Genomic DNA, 16787 nt, shown 5'->3' with positions numbered 1-16787 from the left:
CCAATATAGGCACAGTTAGGCTGCGCTGACCATGAATGTTGTGAATCCGCTCGGGCGGCCCGCATGACGGGCGCGCTGTCGGGGGTGCTGGTCGCCGACTTCAGCCGGGTGCTGGCCGGTCCCTACGCCACGATGCTGCTGGCCGACCTGGGGGCCGAGGTGGTCAAGGTGGAGCAGCCCGGCCTCGGGGACGAGACCCGCGCCTGGGGGCCGCCGTACGCCGGGGGCGAGGCCACGTACTTCCTCGGCGTCAACCGCAACAAGCGCTCGATCGCGCTGGACCTGCGGGCGGACGTCGAGGTGGCGCGTGCCCTCGCGGCGCGGGCGGACGTGCTCGTGGAGAACTTCCGGCCGGGCACGATGGACCGGTTCGGCCTCGGCTACGAGGCGCTGCGGGAGCTCAACCCGGGACTGGTGTACTGCTCGATCACGGGGTTCGGGTCGGGGGCGGGGGCCGGGCTGCCCGGCTACGACCTGATCGCGCAGGCCGTGGGCGGGCTGATGAGCGTCACCGGCGAGCCGGACGGGCCGGGGACGAAGGCGGGCGTGGCGGTGGTGGACGTGATCACCGGCCTGCACGCCGCCGTCGGCATCCTGGCCGCGCTCCACCACCGCGACCACACCGGCAGCGGCGGGCGCGTCTTCGGCGGCGACCCCGAGCCGGGCGCCGGCCAGCGCGTCGAGGTCTCCCTGCTGACCTCCCTCCTGTCGGCGCTGACCAACCACTCCTCCGCCTACGCCGCCGCCGGGGTCGTGCCGCGCGCCATGGGCAACCGGCATCCGAGCATCGTGCCGTACGAGGTCTTCCAGGCCGCCGACCGCGCCATTGTGATCGCGGCGGGAAACGACCGCCAGTTCCGCGCCCTCTGCGCGGTGCTGGACCGCGCCGACCTCGCCGAGGACCCCCGGTACGCCACCAACGCGGGCCGGGTGGCCGCCCGGGTCCCGCTGGTCGCCGAGCTGAACGCCACGCTGGCCGGCCGGCCGGCGGACGAGTGGTTCGCGGCGCTCACCGAGGCCGGGGTGCCGTGCGGCCCGATCAACGACCTGGCCGCCGCCTTCGCCCTGGCCGAGGAGCTCGGCCTGGAGCCGTCCGTACGGATCGAGGGGACCGGCCAGGTCGCGAACCCGCTGCGCCTCAGCGCCACCCCGCCCTCCTACCGGCGCCCGCCTCCCCGGCTCGGAGCGGATGACGCATGGCTTCGTGAGATATTGGGGCGATGAGTCCGGACCAGGCACGACGCAGGCCGCCCACGGCCCAGCAGTTCGTGCTGGCCGAGCTGCGCCGCGCCATCACCAGCGGCCGGCTGCGGCCCGGCGCCCCGATCCGGCAGGACGCGCTGGCCGAGGAGCTCCAGGTCAGCCGCGTCCCCCTGCGTGAGGCGCTCAAGATGTTGCAGGGCGAGGGCCTGGTGGCATACGAGGCCCACCGGGGCTACTTCGTCGAGACGCTCTCGCTCGACGACCTGCGCGAGGTCTACCGCATCCGGGAGCTGCTGGAGGAGGAGGCCGTGCGCCGGGCGGTCGCCCGCCTCACCGACGCCGACCTCGACCGGCTGGAGTCGGCCCAGGAGGAGGTCGAGCGGGCCGCCGCGGCCGGCGACGTGCCGGCCATGGCCGCCGCCAACCGGCTGTTCCACATGACGTTGTTCGACCGCGCGGGCATGCCCCGGCTGGCCCGCCTGATCAGGACCCTGTGGGACGCGACCGACGCCTACCGCTCGATGTACTACGGCGATCCGGGCAACCGCGAGCGGGTGGTCAAGGAGCACCGGGCCACGCTCGACGCGCTGCGGCGGCGCAGTGCCGACGAGGCCGTCACCACCCTCGACCTGCACCGCGCGCACGCGGTCGCCGACCTCGCGCCCCTGCTGGACCCGGCTCCCTGAGAGCCCGGGCGGCGCTCCTCCCCGATAGGCCGCCGACCGGACCGCGCTGGGCCGTGCCGGCAAAGAGAGCTTTGCCCGGCATTCCGATATCCCGCGATCCCTGATGGAACCGGAGAAAAGAGGTCTCAGGAGCGGGGAGGGCGAGAAGATGGCGCGTTGTCTGGTGACCGGGGCGACCGGTTACATCGGCGGCCGGCTGGTGCCCGAGCTGCTCGCGGCCGGCCACGAGGTCCGCTGCATGGCCCGCTCGCCGGAGCGGTTGCGGGACCTGCCCTGGGCGGAGCGGGTACGGGTCGTCGAGGCGGACGCCACCGATCCCGCCCGGACACGGGCGGCGCTCGACGGCATCGAGGTGGCCTACTACCTGATCCACACCATGGGCGGCACCGGGCAGTTCGCCGAGAACGACCGCAGGGCGGCCGGGACCTTCGCGGCGGCGGCCGAGCGGGCCGGGGTGCGGCGCATCGTCTACCTCGGCGGCCTCGACCCGGGCGGGCCGCTCTCCCCGCACCTGCGGTCCAGGGCCGAGGTGGCCGGGATCTTCCTGCGCTCGGGCGTGCCGGCCGTGGTGCTGCGGGCCGCGGTGATCATCGGTTCCGGCTCGGCGTCCTTCGAGATGTTGCGCCACCTGACCGAGCGGCTGCCGGTCATGACGACGCCGCGCTGGGTGCAGAGCCGTACGCAGCCCATCGCCGTACGCGACGTGCTGCGCTATCTCACCGCCTGGGCGAGCGTGCCAGGGGAGGTCAACCGCGGGTTCGACCTCGGCGGCCCGGACGTGCTCACCTACGCCGAGATGATCCAGGGGTACGCGGCCGTGGCCGGGCTGCCCCGGCGCGTGATCATCCCGGTGAAGGTGCTCACCCCGAGGTTGTCGAGCCTGTGGGTGGGCCTGGTCACGCCGGTTCCGGCGGGCATCGCGCGCCCGCTGGTCGAGTCGCTGCGCAACGAGGCGGTCTGCGGCGAGCACGACATCGCCCGTTACGTACCCGATCCCGAGGAAGGCCTGATCGGCTTTCCCGCGGCCGTCTCGCTGGCGCTCAAGAAGATCAAGGAGGCCAAGGTCGCCACCCGCTGGTCCTCGGCCTCCACACCCGGCACCCCGAGCGATCCGCTGCCGACCGACCCTGACTGGGCCGGCGGCAGCCTCTACGTCGACTGCCGGGACACCCGGGTGGACGCGGAGCCGGAGGCGTTGTGGCAGGTCATCGAGGGGATCGGCGGCCGTAACGGCTGGTACTCCCTGCCGGGCGCCTGGCGTCTGCGCGGCCTGCTGGACGGACTGTTCGGCGGGGTCGGGCTGCGCCGCGGGCGACGGGACGCCGACCGGTTGCGCGTGGGCGAGACCGTCGACTTCTGGCGGGTGGAGGAGGTGCTGCCCGGCCGGCTGCTCCGGCTCCGGGCCGAGATGCGGCTGCCGGGGCTGGCCTGGCTGGAGCTGAGCGTCTCCCGCCGCGCCGGCCGTACGTACTACCGGCAGCGGGCGATCTTCTACCCGCACGGCCTGCTCGGGCACCTCTACTGGTGGGCGATCTTCCCGTTCCACGGCCTGATCTTCGGGCGCATGCCCGTCAACGTGGCCAAGGCCGCGGTCCGTCGGCAGGCCGCCGGAGATCAGTCGGTGCCGTCCAGCCGGGCGGGATAGCCGGCGGGCGGGTTCGGCAGCCGCCACGGCTCGTGGACGTGGGCGGCGGGCAGGCCGGCGAGCTCGGGCACGTAGCGGCGCACGTAGTCGCCCGCCGGGTCGTAGCGCCTGGCCTGGCGCAGCGGGTTGAAGCCGCGGTTGGGCCGGGTGTCGTTGCCGGTGCCCGCGACCCACTGCCAGTTGCCGAAGTTGTTGGCCACGTCGCCGTCCAGCAGGTGCCGCCAGAAATGCCAGGCGCCGTCCCGCCAGTCGACGCCGAGATGCCTGATGAGGTAGGCGGCCACGATCAGGCGGGCCCGGTTGTGCATCCAGCCCTCGGCGAGCAGCTGGCGCATGCCCGCGTCCACGATGGGCAAGCCCGTCATGCCGGCCTGCCACGCCTGCAGCGCCTCCTGGTCGTGCCGCCAGCGTCGTTCGGGGTGGCGGTAGTTCTCCCGGTTGATCCGCGGGAACGCGTACGTCACCTGGTGGTGGAAGTCCCGCCAGCAGAGCTGGCGGACGAAGTCCACGCTGTGCCCGGCCCGGCAGGCCAGCTCCAGCGGCGACAGGCACCCGAAGCGCAGATACGGGCTGAGCCGGGACGTACGGTCGCCCGCCAGGTCGTCGTGCCCGTCGGCGTAGCCGCTCAGGCCCTGCCGCAACCACCGCGCGGCACGGTCGCGGGCCTGCGACTCGCCGCCGGGCATGCCCGGGTGCGGCCGGCCGGCGGGCAGAGGGCCGGCGTCCAGGCCCGGTGGCGTGCGTATCTTGCGGGGAGGCGCTAGCTGCCAGCGCCTGTTACGGCGGGTCCACTCGCGCCAGTAGGGGGTGAAGACCCGGTAGTGGTCGCCGCCGCCCGAGGGCCGCAGCTCGTCAGGGGGCACGACGGTGACGCCGGGGAAGCACAGGAACTCGATCCGCTCGGCGGCCAGGCGCTCCTCCCGCCGCCTGGCGAACGAGCTGACGTCGGCACTGGCGTAGACGGTCTCCGTGCCCAGCTCGGCGGCCAGCCTCATGGTCTCGCGGACGGTGTCGCCGTGCCGTACGAACAGCTCACCGCCGCGCTCCCGCAGCGAGGCCCGCAGGTCGGCCAGGCACTCCAGCAGGAAGCCGGTCCGCTGACCCGCCGGCACGGCCGGGTCCAGCACGAACAGCGGCACCACCCGCTCGGCCCGCTCGCAGGCGGCGGCGAGGGCCGGGTGGTCGTGCACCCGCAGGTCCCGGTTGAAGAGCACGATCGCCGTGCTTCCGTACTGGTCAGACGGCATGCGAACAGTCTGGGGCAGGCACGGCCTCGGCCGGCAAGTCTGGCCGAACCTTGGAAATCCCGTGTGCGAGTGCTGATCCGGCGCGGGGGAGGCTCCGAGAAGCGCGTCCCCATTGACGGGATTCGCCGGAATGATCCGCGAGCCGGACCGCAGGGGAAGAGACGAGCGAATGATCAATCACGACACCGGGGACAAGGTCATCACCCCGGAACGCCGCGAAATCATGGGAGTGGCCGTGGCCGAATCGACCACGCGCACGCTCCAGCCTCCCTTCACGATGGACGTGGTGCCCGCCCCGCGCCCGCTGCCGACCTCGACCCCGATCCCGCTCGCGCCGATCGTCGGGCCCCGGATCCTCGTCTACAAGCAGGATCCCAGCGTCGCCGAGCTGGGCGTCAGGGCGATCTTCATTCCCAGCGCCGTGCTCAACGGGCCCACCGACGCCCGGCTCACCACCGAACTGGCCGGCACCACCCCGGTGAAGCGCGGGGTCAACGGGGACTTCGTCTTCACCCCGAACTCGCCGGAGTTCGACTGCGCGCACACGTACGCGGTCGTCCGCGAGACGCTGACGATGTACCAGCGCCACAACGGCGGCGACCCGCTCCCGTTCGCCTGGAACACCGGCGGGAACATCGACCGGCTCACGATCTTCCCGCATGGCGGGGTCGGTGCCAACGCCTTCTACACCAGGACGTCCAAGGCCCTGAAGTTCCTCCACTTCACCCCGAAGGGCGCCGAGCAGGAGGTCTTCACCTGCCGCTCGCTGGACATCGTGGCCCACGAGACCGGTCACGCGGTCCTCGACGGGCTCAAGCCGGGCTGGCTGGGCGCGGACAACCCGCCGCAGACCGGGGGGCTGCACGAGTCCTTCGGCGACCTGACCGCCATCTTCCTGGCGCTGTCGGAGCCGGACCAGGCCGAGGCGCTCGTCGCGCTCACCAAGGCCAACCTGCACGCCAAGTCGTTTCTGTCGTGCCTGGCCGAGCAGTTCGGCGCGTCGCTCGGCCTGCCGTTCGGCCTGCGCAACGCCGACAACGACCTCAAGCTGAGCGAGGTCGGCAACGAGGTGCACGCGATCTCGCAGGTGTTCACCGGCGGCATCTACGACGTGCTGGCCGACATCTACGCGCACGAAAGCATCAAGCAGGGCATGGTCAAGAGCCCCACCATGATCCTCATGGAGGTCGCGGACCGGCTGTGCAAGCTGCTGTTCAAGGCCATCGTCAAGGCGCCTGACACCGGGGCCACCTACACCGACGTGGTCAACCAGATGCTGCAGGTCTCGGCCGCGCAGCAGGATCCCAACATCTACCGGACCTTCATCCGCAACCGGTTCGCCGTACGCGAGGTGGTGACCTCGCCCACGCCGTTCACCAAGGTGCTGTCCGGTGAGATGGAGCTCATGAACGCCGACTACACCGGCGACGGCAAGGCCGCCAAGGACGTGACCACGGTGAAGGCGGCCGACACGGCGTCCGCGAGCCTGCGTGCCGTACAGGATCGGTCGACCTGCTGCGGCACCATGCAGATGCCCGAGTTCCAGGTCATCGGCACGGACAGGCTGATGGCCCGGGGGGAACTGTCCGACGACGACATCCTGGCCGCGGAGCTGAAGGCGCTGAAGAAGGCGTTCAAGTGACCCCCGCCGCGTGAGCCGGGGAGTCCGACATGAAAGTACGGATCGAGCGGGCCGGCGGCTTCGCCGGCCTGCAGGAGACCGTCGCCGGTTACGACACCGACGAGCTGCCCGCGCCGGCGGCCGCCAGGGTGTACGGCGCGCTGGCCGCCATCGAGGCCGCCGTGGCCCGGGAGGGAGGCGGGGAAGTGGGCGCGGACCTGATCACCTACCGGATCACCGTGGGCGACGGCGGCGGGCGGGTCTTCACGGTGCCCGACGAGCCCCCGCCCAGGCTGGCCGATCCGCTGGCCGTGCTGCTGCACCCGGTCGGGTGACCGCTCGCCGCCCTGCCGCTTGCAAGCCCTTTAAAGGGCAAACGTATTATCAAATGATGATTTTTCTGATTTTCCAGTGCTTTATCGAGCTGGAGCTACCATTGGAGGAAGAAACGTGAGGGGAGGCCTCATGGGAAACGTCGTGGACTACGTGAAGGTGGAATCGCTCGACACCCGGGAACAGCGGTTGACCGGGGCCGAACTCGACCGGCTCGAAGAACTGCTGTCCACGATGACGGGCGATAGTGAGGACTAGAGCGCATCCGGCCGGCGTCGCTCTCGGTAACGCCCCTCCCGGTGACGCCTGTCCCGGTGAGGTGGAGCGGGAAGTGCCGGTGGGCGAGGCCGACCGGCGGGCGGCGGCGGCGCTGGCCGCGCTGGGCCTGCGGGCGGAGCTCGCGGACGTCGGCGCGGGGCGCGACCCGACCGCCTGGTGGTGCGAGCTGCTCGACGGGGACGCCGGGCCGGCCGCGTGCGGGATGGGGAAGGGCCGCCCGGCGGAGGCCCGGGTGGGCGCGCTGTTCGAGGCGGTCGAGCACTATCTCACCGGTCCGGCCCGCTTCGACCCCGCGGCCGTGGAGCCGGCCCCGCCCGCCGCGATCGCCGCGGGTCCCCTGCGTACGGACGCCACGGCCCTGCTGCTGGCCAGGATGCCCGGCCGGCGGATGGCCTGCCTGCGTTACCGCCCGCTCGGCGGGGGACGGGAGGCGCTGGTGCCGCTGTTCCTGTTCGCTCCCTGGTACGTCGAGGCCGGGGCCGCCCGGCTGCGCGAGCGGGCCGGAGACGACTGCGACTACACCCATCTGATGCGCTACAGCTGCAACAGCGGCTCGGCCGCCGGCGTCACCGCCGCCGAGGCGCTGCTGCACGCCCTCAACGAGGTGATCGAACGCGACGCCCTGTCCCTGCTCCTGGTACGGGCCTTTCTGGGCGCGGAGGGCTTCCGGCCCACGCTGATCGACCCGGCGACGCTGCCACCCGGCCCGGCGCGGGCGTACGCGACGGCCGGTGAGCTCACCGGAGCGCCGGTGCACCTCCTGGACATCACCAGTGACGTCGGGGTGCCGACGATGCTGGCGTACACGGCGCCCACCGCCGGCCGCCCGCACCGGCGCGGCACCGGGACCTCGCTCGACCCCTCCTACGCCGCCTGGCGGGCCCTCACCGAGCTGGTCCAGGCCACGCTCGGCGAGAGCGGGAGCATGCCCCGCCCGGCGGCTCCCGCGCACGCTGACCTGGCCGGGCTCGCGGCGCATCCCGCCCTGCACGCCTGCGGGCGGTTCGACCTCACCGGCCCGCTGCGCACGGCGCGCGTGGCGCCCTTCCCGCGCGCCGCCGCGACCGCCGGGCCGCCCGGCGGGCAGGTGCGGAAGGTGACCGCGATGCTGGCCGCGCGGGGCTGCACCGCCTACCACCGCACGGCCGGCGTCCTTCCCCGCGGGGTCACCGCCGTGCACGTGGTCGTGCCGGAGCTGGAGCGGTTCATGCTGGTGACCGACGGTAATCTCGTTCTCCCCGGCCGTAGGGGGCTGGCCGCCGCGGCCGGGAAAATCTCCGCAACAATGCCGTCGAATTGACGGCCCTTTCGATAGGGCGACCGATTTTTCCGGTTAATCGACCGCGCCAGGGCGGCCTTTAGTCCATTTTACGATGAATGTGGACATAATTGCTTTATGTCTCGACAGAGTCCGCAGCAGAATCGCAAGGCCAGGATGTGGGTGGCAGTGGGAGTTCTGCTGCTGATCCTTTCCTCGGCATTCCTTCTCTGGGCCCCGCAACTGCCCGGCATTCCCGGGAAGGGCGTGGGAGCAGTCTCGGTCTTCTCAGCCGTGCTGAGCGCGATGGCGCTGGGCAACAGCCTGGTGCAGTTCCTGAACTGGTGGCGCGGGCGGGGCGCGCCCGCGCCCGCGCCGACATCCACCGACATCGGCACCGCCAAGGACATCCTCGCCGGGCTGGTGACAGAGCAGTGGCGCCACGAGACGGCCCTGCGCTCGCTCGGCGATCCCGAGCCGATGCCGCTGCCCTGGCGCTCGACCGGGCGCCGTGAGCTGGTCGACCGGCCCGAGATCATCGCCAGGGGCACGGTGGCCTTCCCCGGCCTGGAGGTGCACATCGCCGACATGGCTCGCAACTTCCGCGCGCTGCGCTGCCGGCGGCTGGTCATCCTGGGCGGTCCTGGCACCGGGAAGACGACCCTGGCCGTGCAGCTGCTGCTCGAACTGCTGGATACCCGGCAGCCGGAGGAGCCCGTCCCGGTGCTCCTGTCGGCCTCGCGCTGGGACGACCGCGTACACCCGCGGCTTCAGGACTGGCTCGCCGAGAGCCTCGCGATGGACTATCCCGCGCTGCGGGCGGAGGGCCTCGGCCCCGGCATCCCGGAGGCGCTGGTGGCCCGCGGCGAGGTGCTGCCCGTCATCGACGGGGTGGACGAACTGCACGACTCCGCCCGCGCGGACCTGCTCGGCGCGCTGAACCGGTCGATGTGCGAGACCGACCAGCTGATCATCACCTGCCGTACCGAGCAGTTCGCCGAGTCGGTCGAGCGGCTCGGCGACGTTCTCACGGCGGCCGCGGTCATCGAGCCGCAGCCCATGGCCCCCGCCGCGGCGGCCGACTACCTGGAGGCGTGCCTGCCGCCCGTGATCCATCCCGGCTGGCCCAGGGTCCTGGAGGCGCTGCGCACGGGCGCCGCCCCCGGCCTGGCCGGGGTCGTCTCGACCTCGCTGGGGTTGTGGCTGGTCCGCGCCACCTACATCGCGCCGCGGGTGGATCCGGCACCGCTGCTGGAGCTCGGCCGCCGCACCCCGGCCGAACTGCACGACCATCTGTGCGACCGGCTCATTCCCGCCCTGGTGGACGCCGTGCCGCCGGTCGACGGCCCGGCCCAGCCCTTCCGGCCGCAGCACGCCTGGCGGCCGGAGGAGGTCGGCCGCTGGCTCACGTACCTGTCCCACCAGCTCTCGCGCGGGACGGGGGAGCCGCGTGACATGGCGTGGTGGCACCTGGCCCGGTACACGCCCAGCCGCCCGATACGGCTGTGGGCAGGGATCGCCATCGGGATCGTGGTCGGGGTGGTGTTCACGGTGCTCACGGGCATGCCGGTGCCGAGCGCGGTGATCGGGCTGCTGTCGGCGGCGGTGGTCGTGATCATGAGCGGGTCGTGGTTCACCGAGGCGCCGGGCCACGCCGACTTCCACCTTCGCGGCCGGCTCCCGCAACTGCTGGGCGTGCTGCGGGACGGGCTGCTGGTCGGAGTGCTGGGGGCGCTCGTCGGCTGGCTCATGGGCAGCTCGGTGGGAGGGGTGAAGGGCGGCATAGTGGGCGCGCGGGACATCGGCCTGCTGTCCGGCATCGGGTTCGTGGTCGTGCTCAGCCTGATCCGCTGGGTCGAGAACCCCACCACCGTGTCGAGCGCGAGGTCCCCGCGCTCGACCTGGCGGGCCGACAGGAACCTGACCGTCATCCGGATCATCAGCGGGCTCGTGGTCGGGCTCATGGCCGGGGCCATCGGGCTCAGGGCGCAGCTGAACCCGAGCGTGGCGATCGGCGGCGGGTTGCTGCTGGGGCTGCTGTTCGGGCTCGTACTGGGCAGTCACCACGCCTGGCTGGCCTACAAGCTGACGGTGCCGCGGCTGGCCACCAGGGGGAGGTTGCCGCTGCGGGCCATGGACTTCCTGGAAGACGCCCACCGCCTGGGCCTGCTGCGGACGGAGGGGCCGTACTACCAGTTCCGGCACGTCGAGCTGCAGCAGCATCTCGCACGCGGGCATCCCGACGGGGAGGACGGGGAGGCCGGGAAGACGGCGCGAAGGGGATCGGGGGACGACGCCGCGTCCGGGTTGAGGTGACCCGGCGGCCACTCGGCAGGCCCGGCAGGTCAGCGCGCCCTGGCCCTCCTGCGTGCCCAGACGATGCCCCCTACCGCGCCCGCCACCGCGACCACCGCCGCGGCCGGCAGCACCGGATCGGTACGGCCGGGGCCGGACGGCTGTTCTTGGGCGGTGTGCCGGACCTTGGTGGGCTCTCCCAGTACGGTGATCAGCTCGGGTGTGAGCGGTCGCATGCCCTGGGTGCGATCGGAGAGCCGCAACGGCTGGTCCCCGGCCGGGAGGATCCTGTTGCCCGCGCACAGCCCCGTGGTCAGCCCCGAGTCCCCCACGCCGGCGAACACCAGGTAACGGCGGCCCTTGGTGAACTCATATCCGCAGGCCGCCTCCTGCGCCTTGGCGGACACCCGGAACTCGGTGCTGACCGCACCCTTGTAGACGTGGTCGGCGCGGAGCGTGGCGGTGAGGCTGCCGCCGTTCAGCATCGGCTCGTCCACCCGGACGTCCGTGGCGGTCGCGGAGAAGACGGCGGCCGCCGCGGCCAGCTGCCGGCGCGGCTCCAGTCCTGCGCAGGAGCAGCCCGAGGACGCGCCCGCCGGGCCGCCCGAGATCAGTAACAGGGCCGCCATCGTGCCGAGCGACGAAAGTATGCGCACCATCATGCCCGCTCAACGTGGGGGAGGCGTGATCGGTTCAACGCCCGCCCGCCCGCGAACGGCCCTCCGCTAGCACGGCGTTCAGGGTTCGACGGCCTATGTCCGCTATCAGCGGGTGGTCGGCCGAGTTGGCCAGGAACGCGAGCGACAGCGCGAGGGCCCAGGCGCGGGCGCGCAGCCAGAGGTGGTCGTCCGGCGGGTGCCCGGCCGCCGTCCCGTAGGCGTGCTGGAAGGCGTCGTGGCATCCGGCGGGCAGGAGCATCCAGGCCACGGACAGGTCGGTGGCGGGATCACCGGAGGTGATGTCGCCGAAGTCGATCACGCCGCTGATCCGGCCGTGATGGACCAGGATGTTGCCGGGGTGGAGATCGCCGTGCAGCCACACCGGGGGGCCGGGCCACGCCGGCGCCGCGACCGCGGGCTCCCACACCCGCGTCACGGCCCGGTGGTCGACCAGGTCGCCCAGGACACTCAGGTTCGCGGTGACCGTCGCGGTGCGGTCCGCGAGCGGGATGCCGCGGTGGGGGTTGGCCGGGGCGTCCGGCGGGGCGGGAGTGTGCAGGGCGGCGAGAAACCTGCCCAGGCCGGCCGCGGCCTCCTCCGGGTCGGCCGGCGGGTTGTGGGCGGCTGTCCGCCCGGGCAGGAACGGGACGACGCTCCACGGCCACGGGTAGCCGGCGTCCGGCCGTCCCATCCGTACGGGGGCGGGAACAGGCAGCGGCAGCCGGGGCCCGAGGACCGGGAGCCAGCGCTGTTCGTGGACGAGCAGGGTGGTGGCCACCTCGCGCCGGGGCAGCCGGGCCACCAGCGTGTCGCCGATCCGGCACATGACGTTGTCCCATCCGTTGGCCATCACTTCGAGGGGGAGGTGGGCCAGGTCGGGGTGCTGGATAGTCAGAAGCCGCCGTACGAGCTCCGGGGAGACGTCCACCTCGGCGACCGGCATGCGATGAGGGACCATCCGGCGACCCTAACCCCGACAGAGGACGCGCGCCTTGGTTCTGGCGGTCGCCGGCTCACAACCGGGCCAGCAGTTCGGCCTTCTTCGCCGTGAACTCCTCATCGGTGAGCAACCCCTCCGCGTGCAGGCGCCCGAGCTCGCGGATCAGGTCGTAGACGGTCGCGGAGTCCTGCGCCGGTACGGTCCGGCCCGGTGACCCGTCCTGCCCGGGTACGGTCTGACCCGGCGATGCGTCCTGCGGGGCGGCGGTGAGCTGGGGCCGCTCCACCGGCTGGTCCGGCGCCACCCACAGATGCGCCGTCACGGTCGCGGCCATGACCAGCGCCCAGGCCTCCTCCTTCCCGCTCTCGGTGGTCAAGCAGGCGAAGTCCTTGGTCGGCTTGAACGGCTTGGCGCCGGCCTCCACCTCCCGCGTCACGATCCGCAGGTAGCCGTTGTCGGCGCCCGGCCCCTCGGGGACCCAGTCCACCCGCCGGATGTCGGCCAGCCCGTACTCCATCCGGCGTTGCTTGATCTTGCGGACGCTCGCGTCGTCGGACCACCCCAGCCGGACGGTCCGGCCGTCGAACACGGCCGTGCCCTCCTCCGTCTGGAGGTGCAGCGGCAGCGACGGGACGAGCCCGAGGGCGAACGTCTCGGCCGGGGGAAGCGGGCCGCTACCGTGGGCGGCCTCGACCGCGAGCCTGAGCTGGTCGGCCTGGTACTCGGCGACGAGCTCCGTGTCGGGCCTGCCGGTCAGCAGGAACGGCTGTCCCTTCTCGGGCAGCAGCGCCCCGACGGCGGCGTACGGGTCGGCGCGCTCGCGCAGCCGCAACCGGAGCCGCCAGCCCTTCTTCTGACCGGCGACGAAGTCCACCGACGCGATGGCGGCCACGGGGATCTCGCAATGGGCGAGGATCTTCAGCAGCGGGTGCGTACGCCATCGGGAGTCGTAGTGAATGACCACCTTCTCGCTGTCGAACCGCCATGTCGCCGCATGTCCCCGTAACTCGTCCATGCGTCCGAGTTTAGAAGGGGCGGGCCTCACCGAAGATCGGTGCTGAGGCAGGGGTGGTGCGGCGTGTCCGTTGCGGCTATGGCGTGGGTGTGGGGTGGCCGGTGTTCTGGCCGGACGGCGGATGGGGGGCCATCAGCTGGGCCTCCATGCCGTCGAGGATGGCTCGCAGGCCGAACTCGAAGCTGTTGTCGGGCGCCGCGGCGTAGTCGGTGGCGGCGGTGGTGCCGAGGCGGGCGCGCAGGCGCGGGAACCGCTCCGCGATCTCCATGGCCTGCGCCATGCCGTCACGCATCCGCTCCTCCGCGTCGCCGCCCTCGCGGCTGAGCTTCCTGGTGAGCGCGGCCTCCGCGGCCGGGCCCAGGGCGCTGCCGAGCACGAACGTGAAGACGGCCCCCGCCGCCTGGTCGGCCCGCGCCCCGGTGAATCCGGCCGCCTCGTAGACACCGAGGTGGTGATCGTCATAGCGGGCCTTGCCGGGGCCGAACATCACGAAGGATCCGAGTGACTGCACCAGCCAGGGGTGGCGGTTGAGCATCGCGTGCAGGTCGGTGGCCATGGACGTGGCGGAGGCCCGCCAGCCGACCGTGGCCGGGTCGGGCAGCGCGATCTCGTGCCACAACTCGTCGCCGGCCAGGGAGATGAGATTGTCCTTGCTGCCCACGTGCCAGTAGACCGCGGTGGCCGCGGAGCCCAGCCGCTTGCCCAGCGCGCGCATGTTGAGACCGTCCAGACCCTCGGCGTCCAGCAGTTCGATGGCGGCGCGGACGATCTGTTCGCGGGTCAGCGTGTCGCGGGGCATGCGCCCACGATAGGACACCCCGGATGGCACTTACACATCGTTCAAGTCCTCGCCCGCGACGCCGGCGGGCCGGGCGGGGTGGCGGGGCAGGTCGTGCCGGTGGGCGGCAACGTGCCGGTGACCAGGTAGGTGTCGATGTGCTCCGTGGCGCAGGCCGACCTCAGGTAGGCGGTGTGGCCGTCGCCGTCGTTGGTCAGCAGTCCCGCGCCCTCGATGCGGGCCGAGAGGCTGCGCGCCCAGGCGAGCGGGGTGGCGGGGTCGTGGGTGTTGCCGACCACCAGGATCGCCGGCACGTCCCGGACCGGGGTCCGGGGTTGCGTGCGGGTTGGGGGGATCGGCCAGCCCAGGCACCCTGTGGTCATGTCCCAGAACTCCGACGTGCCGCGCATGTGCGGGGCCGCCGCACGGACCCGCCGCATCCGCACGCGTACGTCGCCGTAGCCGCGGATCTCCGGATCGACGTCCGTGCAGAGGATCGACCGGTACGCGGCGGTGCTCACCGGATCGTCGAGCGCCTGGGCCCGCATGGTCGCGAAGAGCTGGGCGTCGCCCCGCTCGGCCTGGCTGATCGCGGTGGCGAGGCCGCCGGCGTACTCCGGGGTCGCGGTGAGGAAGGCGTAGGCGGAGTAACGCAGCTCCTCGGCGGTCAGCGGCCGGCCGTCGCGTACCTTGATGGGCGCGCGCCCGGCCGCCGCGACGAGGCGGTCCCACACTTGGCCGACGTCGCGGCCGTGCAGGGCGCACGTCGCGGTGCGGTCGCACCACGCGGCGAACCGGTCGAAGGAGTCCTCCACCGCCCTGGCGGCATCGGTGACCAGCCGGGAAGTGGGAATCGCCTGATCGACGGCGCCGTCCAGCGCCATCGTGCGCACGCGCCCGGGAAACAGCCGGGCGTACCGAGTCCCCAGCATGCTGCCGTACGACTTGCCGAAGAAGCTGATCTTCGCCTCGCCGAGGGCGGCCCGTACCGCGTCGAAGTCGCGGGCGACGGTCGCCGTGTCGAGCTGCCCGAGCAGGGGGCCGGTGGCCCGCAGGCAGCTGCGGCCGACGGCCGCGTTCGAGGTGACGAGCCGGTCGTATGCGGCCCTGCTCTCCGGGAACCGGCTGATCGCGGGGTCGTGGACGGGCAGCGTGCACCTCAGCGCGGGAGTGCTCTCGCCCACGCCGCGCGGGTCGATGCCCACGATGTCGAAGCGGCGGCGCAGCTCCGCCGAGAAGGTGTCGGCGGCGTAGTCGCGGACCAGCAGGGCGGCCGGTACGCCGGGGCCGCCCGGGTTGTAGAGCAGGGTGCCGACCCGGGCGGCGGGATCGGTGGCCCGCCTCCGCACGACGGACAGCTCGATCTTGGCGCCCGCCGGGGCGTTCCAGTCGAGCGGCACCGAGACCACGCCGCACTCGGCCCCCGGCCGGTCCGCGCAGGCGTGCCAGGACATACCGGCGGTGGACGGGGCGGTTCTCGCGGGGGCCCGGACCGTGGCCGACCCGCCCCCGGCCGGTGCGGGGGTCGCCGCCGACGCCAGGGTCACGGCGAACGCCACGGTGACGATCGTCAGGTGTCGCATCATGGGAGGCATGATTCACCGCCCTCGACCCGCTGATCATCGGCCGAAGGGATGATCGGCTCGGCCGAACGGCTGATCCTCCGGATAGGTCCGGTATTCGCCGGAATTGTCACGTCGGGATTGACGAAGCCGGGTGAGGCATGCGATCCTGGTCCCGGGATCGAGGTTGACATTTAGTGTAGACGTGGACATTCGTTTGCCGCATGAGTTATGCTGCCCTCTCACGCCTGGTCCGCGACGTCCCGCTTCCCGAGTTCTTCGACTTCCGGGGTGTCCGGCGTGCGTGCAGTCCCGTCCGCCGCGATCCCTCGGAAGGACATCCGTTGGCAGCCTCGCGCAACGCCTCAGCAGTACCAGCCGGTCCCCGTCGTGTGTCTTTCTCGCGCATCCAGGAGCCCCTCGAAGTTCCTGACCTTCTCGCCCTGCAGACCGAGTCGTTCGACTGGTTGCTCGGCAACGAGAAGTGGAAGGGCCGGGTAGAGGCGGCTCGCCAGGCCGGGCGCAAGGACGTCCCGACCCAGTCGGGCCTCGAAGAGATCTTCGAAGAGATCAGTCCGATCGAGGACTTCTCGGGGACCATGTCCTTGTCGTTCCGCGACCACCGGTTCGAGCCGCCGAAATACTCAGTCGATGAGTGCAAAGACAAGGACATGACCTTCTCCGCCCCGATGTTCGTGACGGCGGAGTTCATCAATAACGCCACGGGTGAGATCAAGAGCCAGACGGTGTTCATGGGGGACTTCCCGCTCATGACGCCGAAGGGCACGTTCATCGTCAACGGCACCGAGCGTGTCGTGGTCTCGCAGTTGGTCCGTTCGCCGGGTGTGTACTTCGAGCGCACGGTCGACAAGACCTCCGACAAGGACCTGTACGGGTGCAAGGTCATCCCGTCGCGGGGGGCCTGGCTGGAGTTCGAGATCGACAAGCGTGACAGCGTCGGTGTGCGTATCGACCGTAAGCGCAAGCAGGCCGTCACGGTGCTGCTGAAGGCGCTGGGCTGGACGAGCGAGCAGATTCTCGAGCGGTTCGGCCAGTACGAGTCGATGCGGGCGACCCTGGAGAAGGATCACACGGCCGGCCAGGATGACGCGCTGCTGGACATCTACCGCAAGTTGCGGCCCGGTGAGCCGCCGACCAAGGAGTCGGCGCAGACGCTGCTGGAGAATCTGTACTTCAACGCCAAGCGGTACGACCTGGCCAAGGTGGGCCGCTACAAGATCAACAAGAAGCTCGGGGTCGACGCCG

Annotated in this window: 14 protein-coding genes and 1 pseudogene; 9 read left to right on the top strand and 6 right to left on the bottom strand. The window is 72.0% G+C overall.

Annotation, left to right across the window (positions count from 1 at the left end):
- Positions 1–63: 63 nt before the first annotated feature.
- The 3 genes from BLS95_RS35090 to BLS95_RS35080 all read left to right on the top strand — a co-directional run bounded on the left by BLS95_RS35090 (position 64) and on the right by BLS95_RS35080 (position 3534).
- Entirely contained in the window at positions 64–1224 is a 1161-nt protein-coding gene (locus tag BLS95_RS35090; RefSeq protein WP_090941626.1) for a CaiB/BaiF CoA transferase family protein, read from the top strand.
- Positions 1221–1889, top strand: coding sequence for a GntR family transcriptional regulator (locus BLS95_RS35085; RefSeq protein ID WP_090941624.1), 669 nt, complete (start codon positions 1221–1223; stop codon positions 1887–1889). The genes BLS95_RS35090 and BLS95_RS35085 overlap by 4 nt, the downstream gene beginning before the upstream one ends.
- A gap of 148 nt (positions 1890–2037) precedes the next feature.
- Entirely contained in the window at positions 2038–3534 is a 1497-nt protein-coding gene (locus BLS95_RS35080; protein ID WP_090941622.1) for an SDR family oxidoreductase, read from the top strand.
- On the opposite strand, the gene BLS95_RS35075 is transcribed toward BLS95_RS35080, so the two are convergent.
- Complete coding sequence (locus BLS95_RS35075) at positions 3504–4781, bottom strand: cryptochrome/photolyase family protein (protein WP_090941620.1); 1278 nt, start codon at positions 4779–4781, stop codon at positions 3504–3506. The two genes, BLS95_RS35080 and BLS95_RS35075, sit on opposite strands and share 31 nt — an antisense overlap.
- Positions 4782–4950: 169 nt before the next feature.
- Between BLS95_RS35075 and BLS95_RS35070 the strand changes: the two genes are divergently transcribed.
- The 5 genes from BLS95_RS35070 to BLS95_RS35055 all read left to right on the top strand — a co-directional run bounded on the left by BLS95_RS35070 (position 4951) and on the right by BLS95_RS35055 (position 10588).
- A complete protein-coding gene (locus BLS95_RS35070) occupies positions 4951–6423 on the top strand; it encodes a gluzincin family metallopeptidase (RefSeq protein ID WP_090941618.1) in 1473 nt (490 codons plus the stop codon).
- A gap of 29 nt (positions 6424–6452) precedes the next feature.
- A complete protein-coding gene (locus BLS95_RS35065) occupies positions 6453–6737 on the top strand; it encodes a protealysin inhibitor emfourin (RefSeq protein WP_090941616.1) in 285 nt (94 codons plus the stop codon).
- A gap of 130 nt (positions 6738–6867) precedes the next feature.
- Positions 6868–6993, top strand: a complete 126-nt coding sequence (locus BLS95_RS59215; protein ID WP_281250065.1) for a hypothetical protein — start codon at positions 6868–6870, stop codon at positions 6991–6993.
- A gap of 73 nt (positions 6994–7066) precedes the next feature.
- Positions 7067–8314 carry a YcaO-like family protein gene (locus BLS95_RS35060; protein ID WP_090941614.1) on the top strand — a complete coding sequence of 416 codons (1248 nt, stop codon included), beginning with the start codon at positions 7067–7069 and terminating at the stop codon, positions 8312–8314.
- Between the two features lie 96 nt (positions 8315–8410).
- On the top strand, positions 8411–10588 hold the full coding sequence (locus BLS95_RS35055; RefSeq protein WP_090941612.1) for an NACHT domain-containing protein: 2178 nt from the start codon (positions 8411–8413) through the stop codon (positions 10586–10588).
- Positions 10589–10617: 29 nt separating this feature from the next.
- On the opposite strand, the gene BLS95_RS35050 is transcribed toward BLS95_RS35055, so the two are convergent.
- The 5 genes from BLS95_RS35050 to BLS95_RS35030 form a co-directional block, all read right to left on the bottom strand.
- Entirely contained in the window at positions 10618–11229 is a 612-nt protein-coding gene (locus tag BLS95_RS35050; RefSeq protein WP_090941610.1) for a hypothetical protein, read from the bottom strand.
- Between the two features lie 31 nt (positions 11230–11260).
- Positions 11261–12184, bottom strand: coding sequence for an aminoglycoside phosphotransferase family protein (locus tag BLS95_RS35045; protein ID WP_218136131.1), 924 nt, complete (start codon positions 12182–12184; stop codon positions 11261–11263).
- Between the two features lie 55 nt (positions 12185–12239).
- Positions 12240–13181, bottom strand: coding sequence for a DUF4429 domain-containing protein (locus BLS95_RS35040; RefSeq protein WP_090941603.1), 942 nt, complete (start codon positions 13179–13181; stop codon positions 12240–12242).
- A 76-nt stretch (positions 13182–13257) separates the two neighbouring features.
- Positions 13258–13980 (bottom strand): TetR/AcrR family transcriptional regulator, encoded by a 723-nt coding sequence (locus tag BLS95_RS35035; RefSeq protein ID WP_090941991.1) that lies wholly within the window; start codon positions 13978–13980, stop codon positions 13258–13260.
- A 41-nt stretch (positions 13981–14021) separates the two neighbouring features.
- A complete protein-coding gene (locus BLS95_RS35030; protein ID WP_176993550.1) occupies positions 14022–15545 on the bottom strand; it encodes an alpha/beta hydrolase in 1524 nt (507 codons plus the stop codon).
- A 320-nt stretch (positions 15546–15865) separates the two neighbouring features.
- Here BLS95_RS35030 and BLS95_RS35025 point away from each other — a divergent pair.
- Positions 15866–16787, top strand: a pseudogene (locus tag BLS95_RS35025) (DNA-directed RNA polymerase subunit beta); the annotation flags it as partial.

This window comes from Nonomuraea jiangxiensis (assembly GCF_900099965.1).
GTDB lineage: Bacteria > Actinomycetota > Actinomycetes > Streptosporangiales > Streptosporangiaceae > Nonomuraea > Nonomuraea jiangxiensis.
The sequence above is the reverse complement of the archived record's forward strand: the minus strand, read 5'-3'. Positions and strand labels throughout refer to the sequence as shown.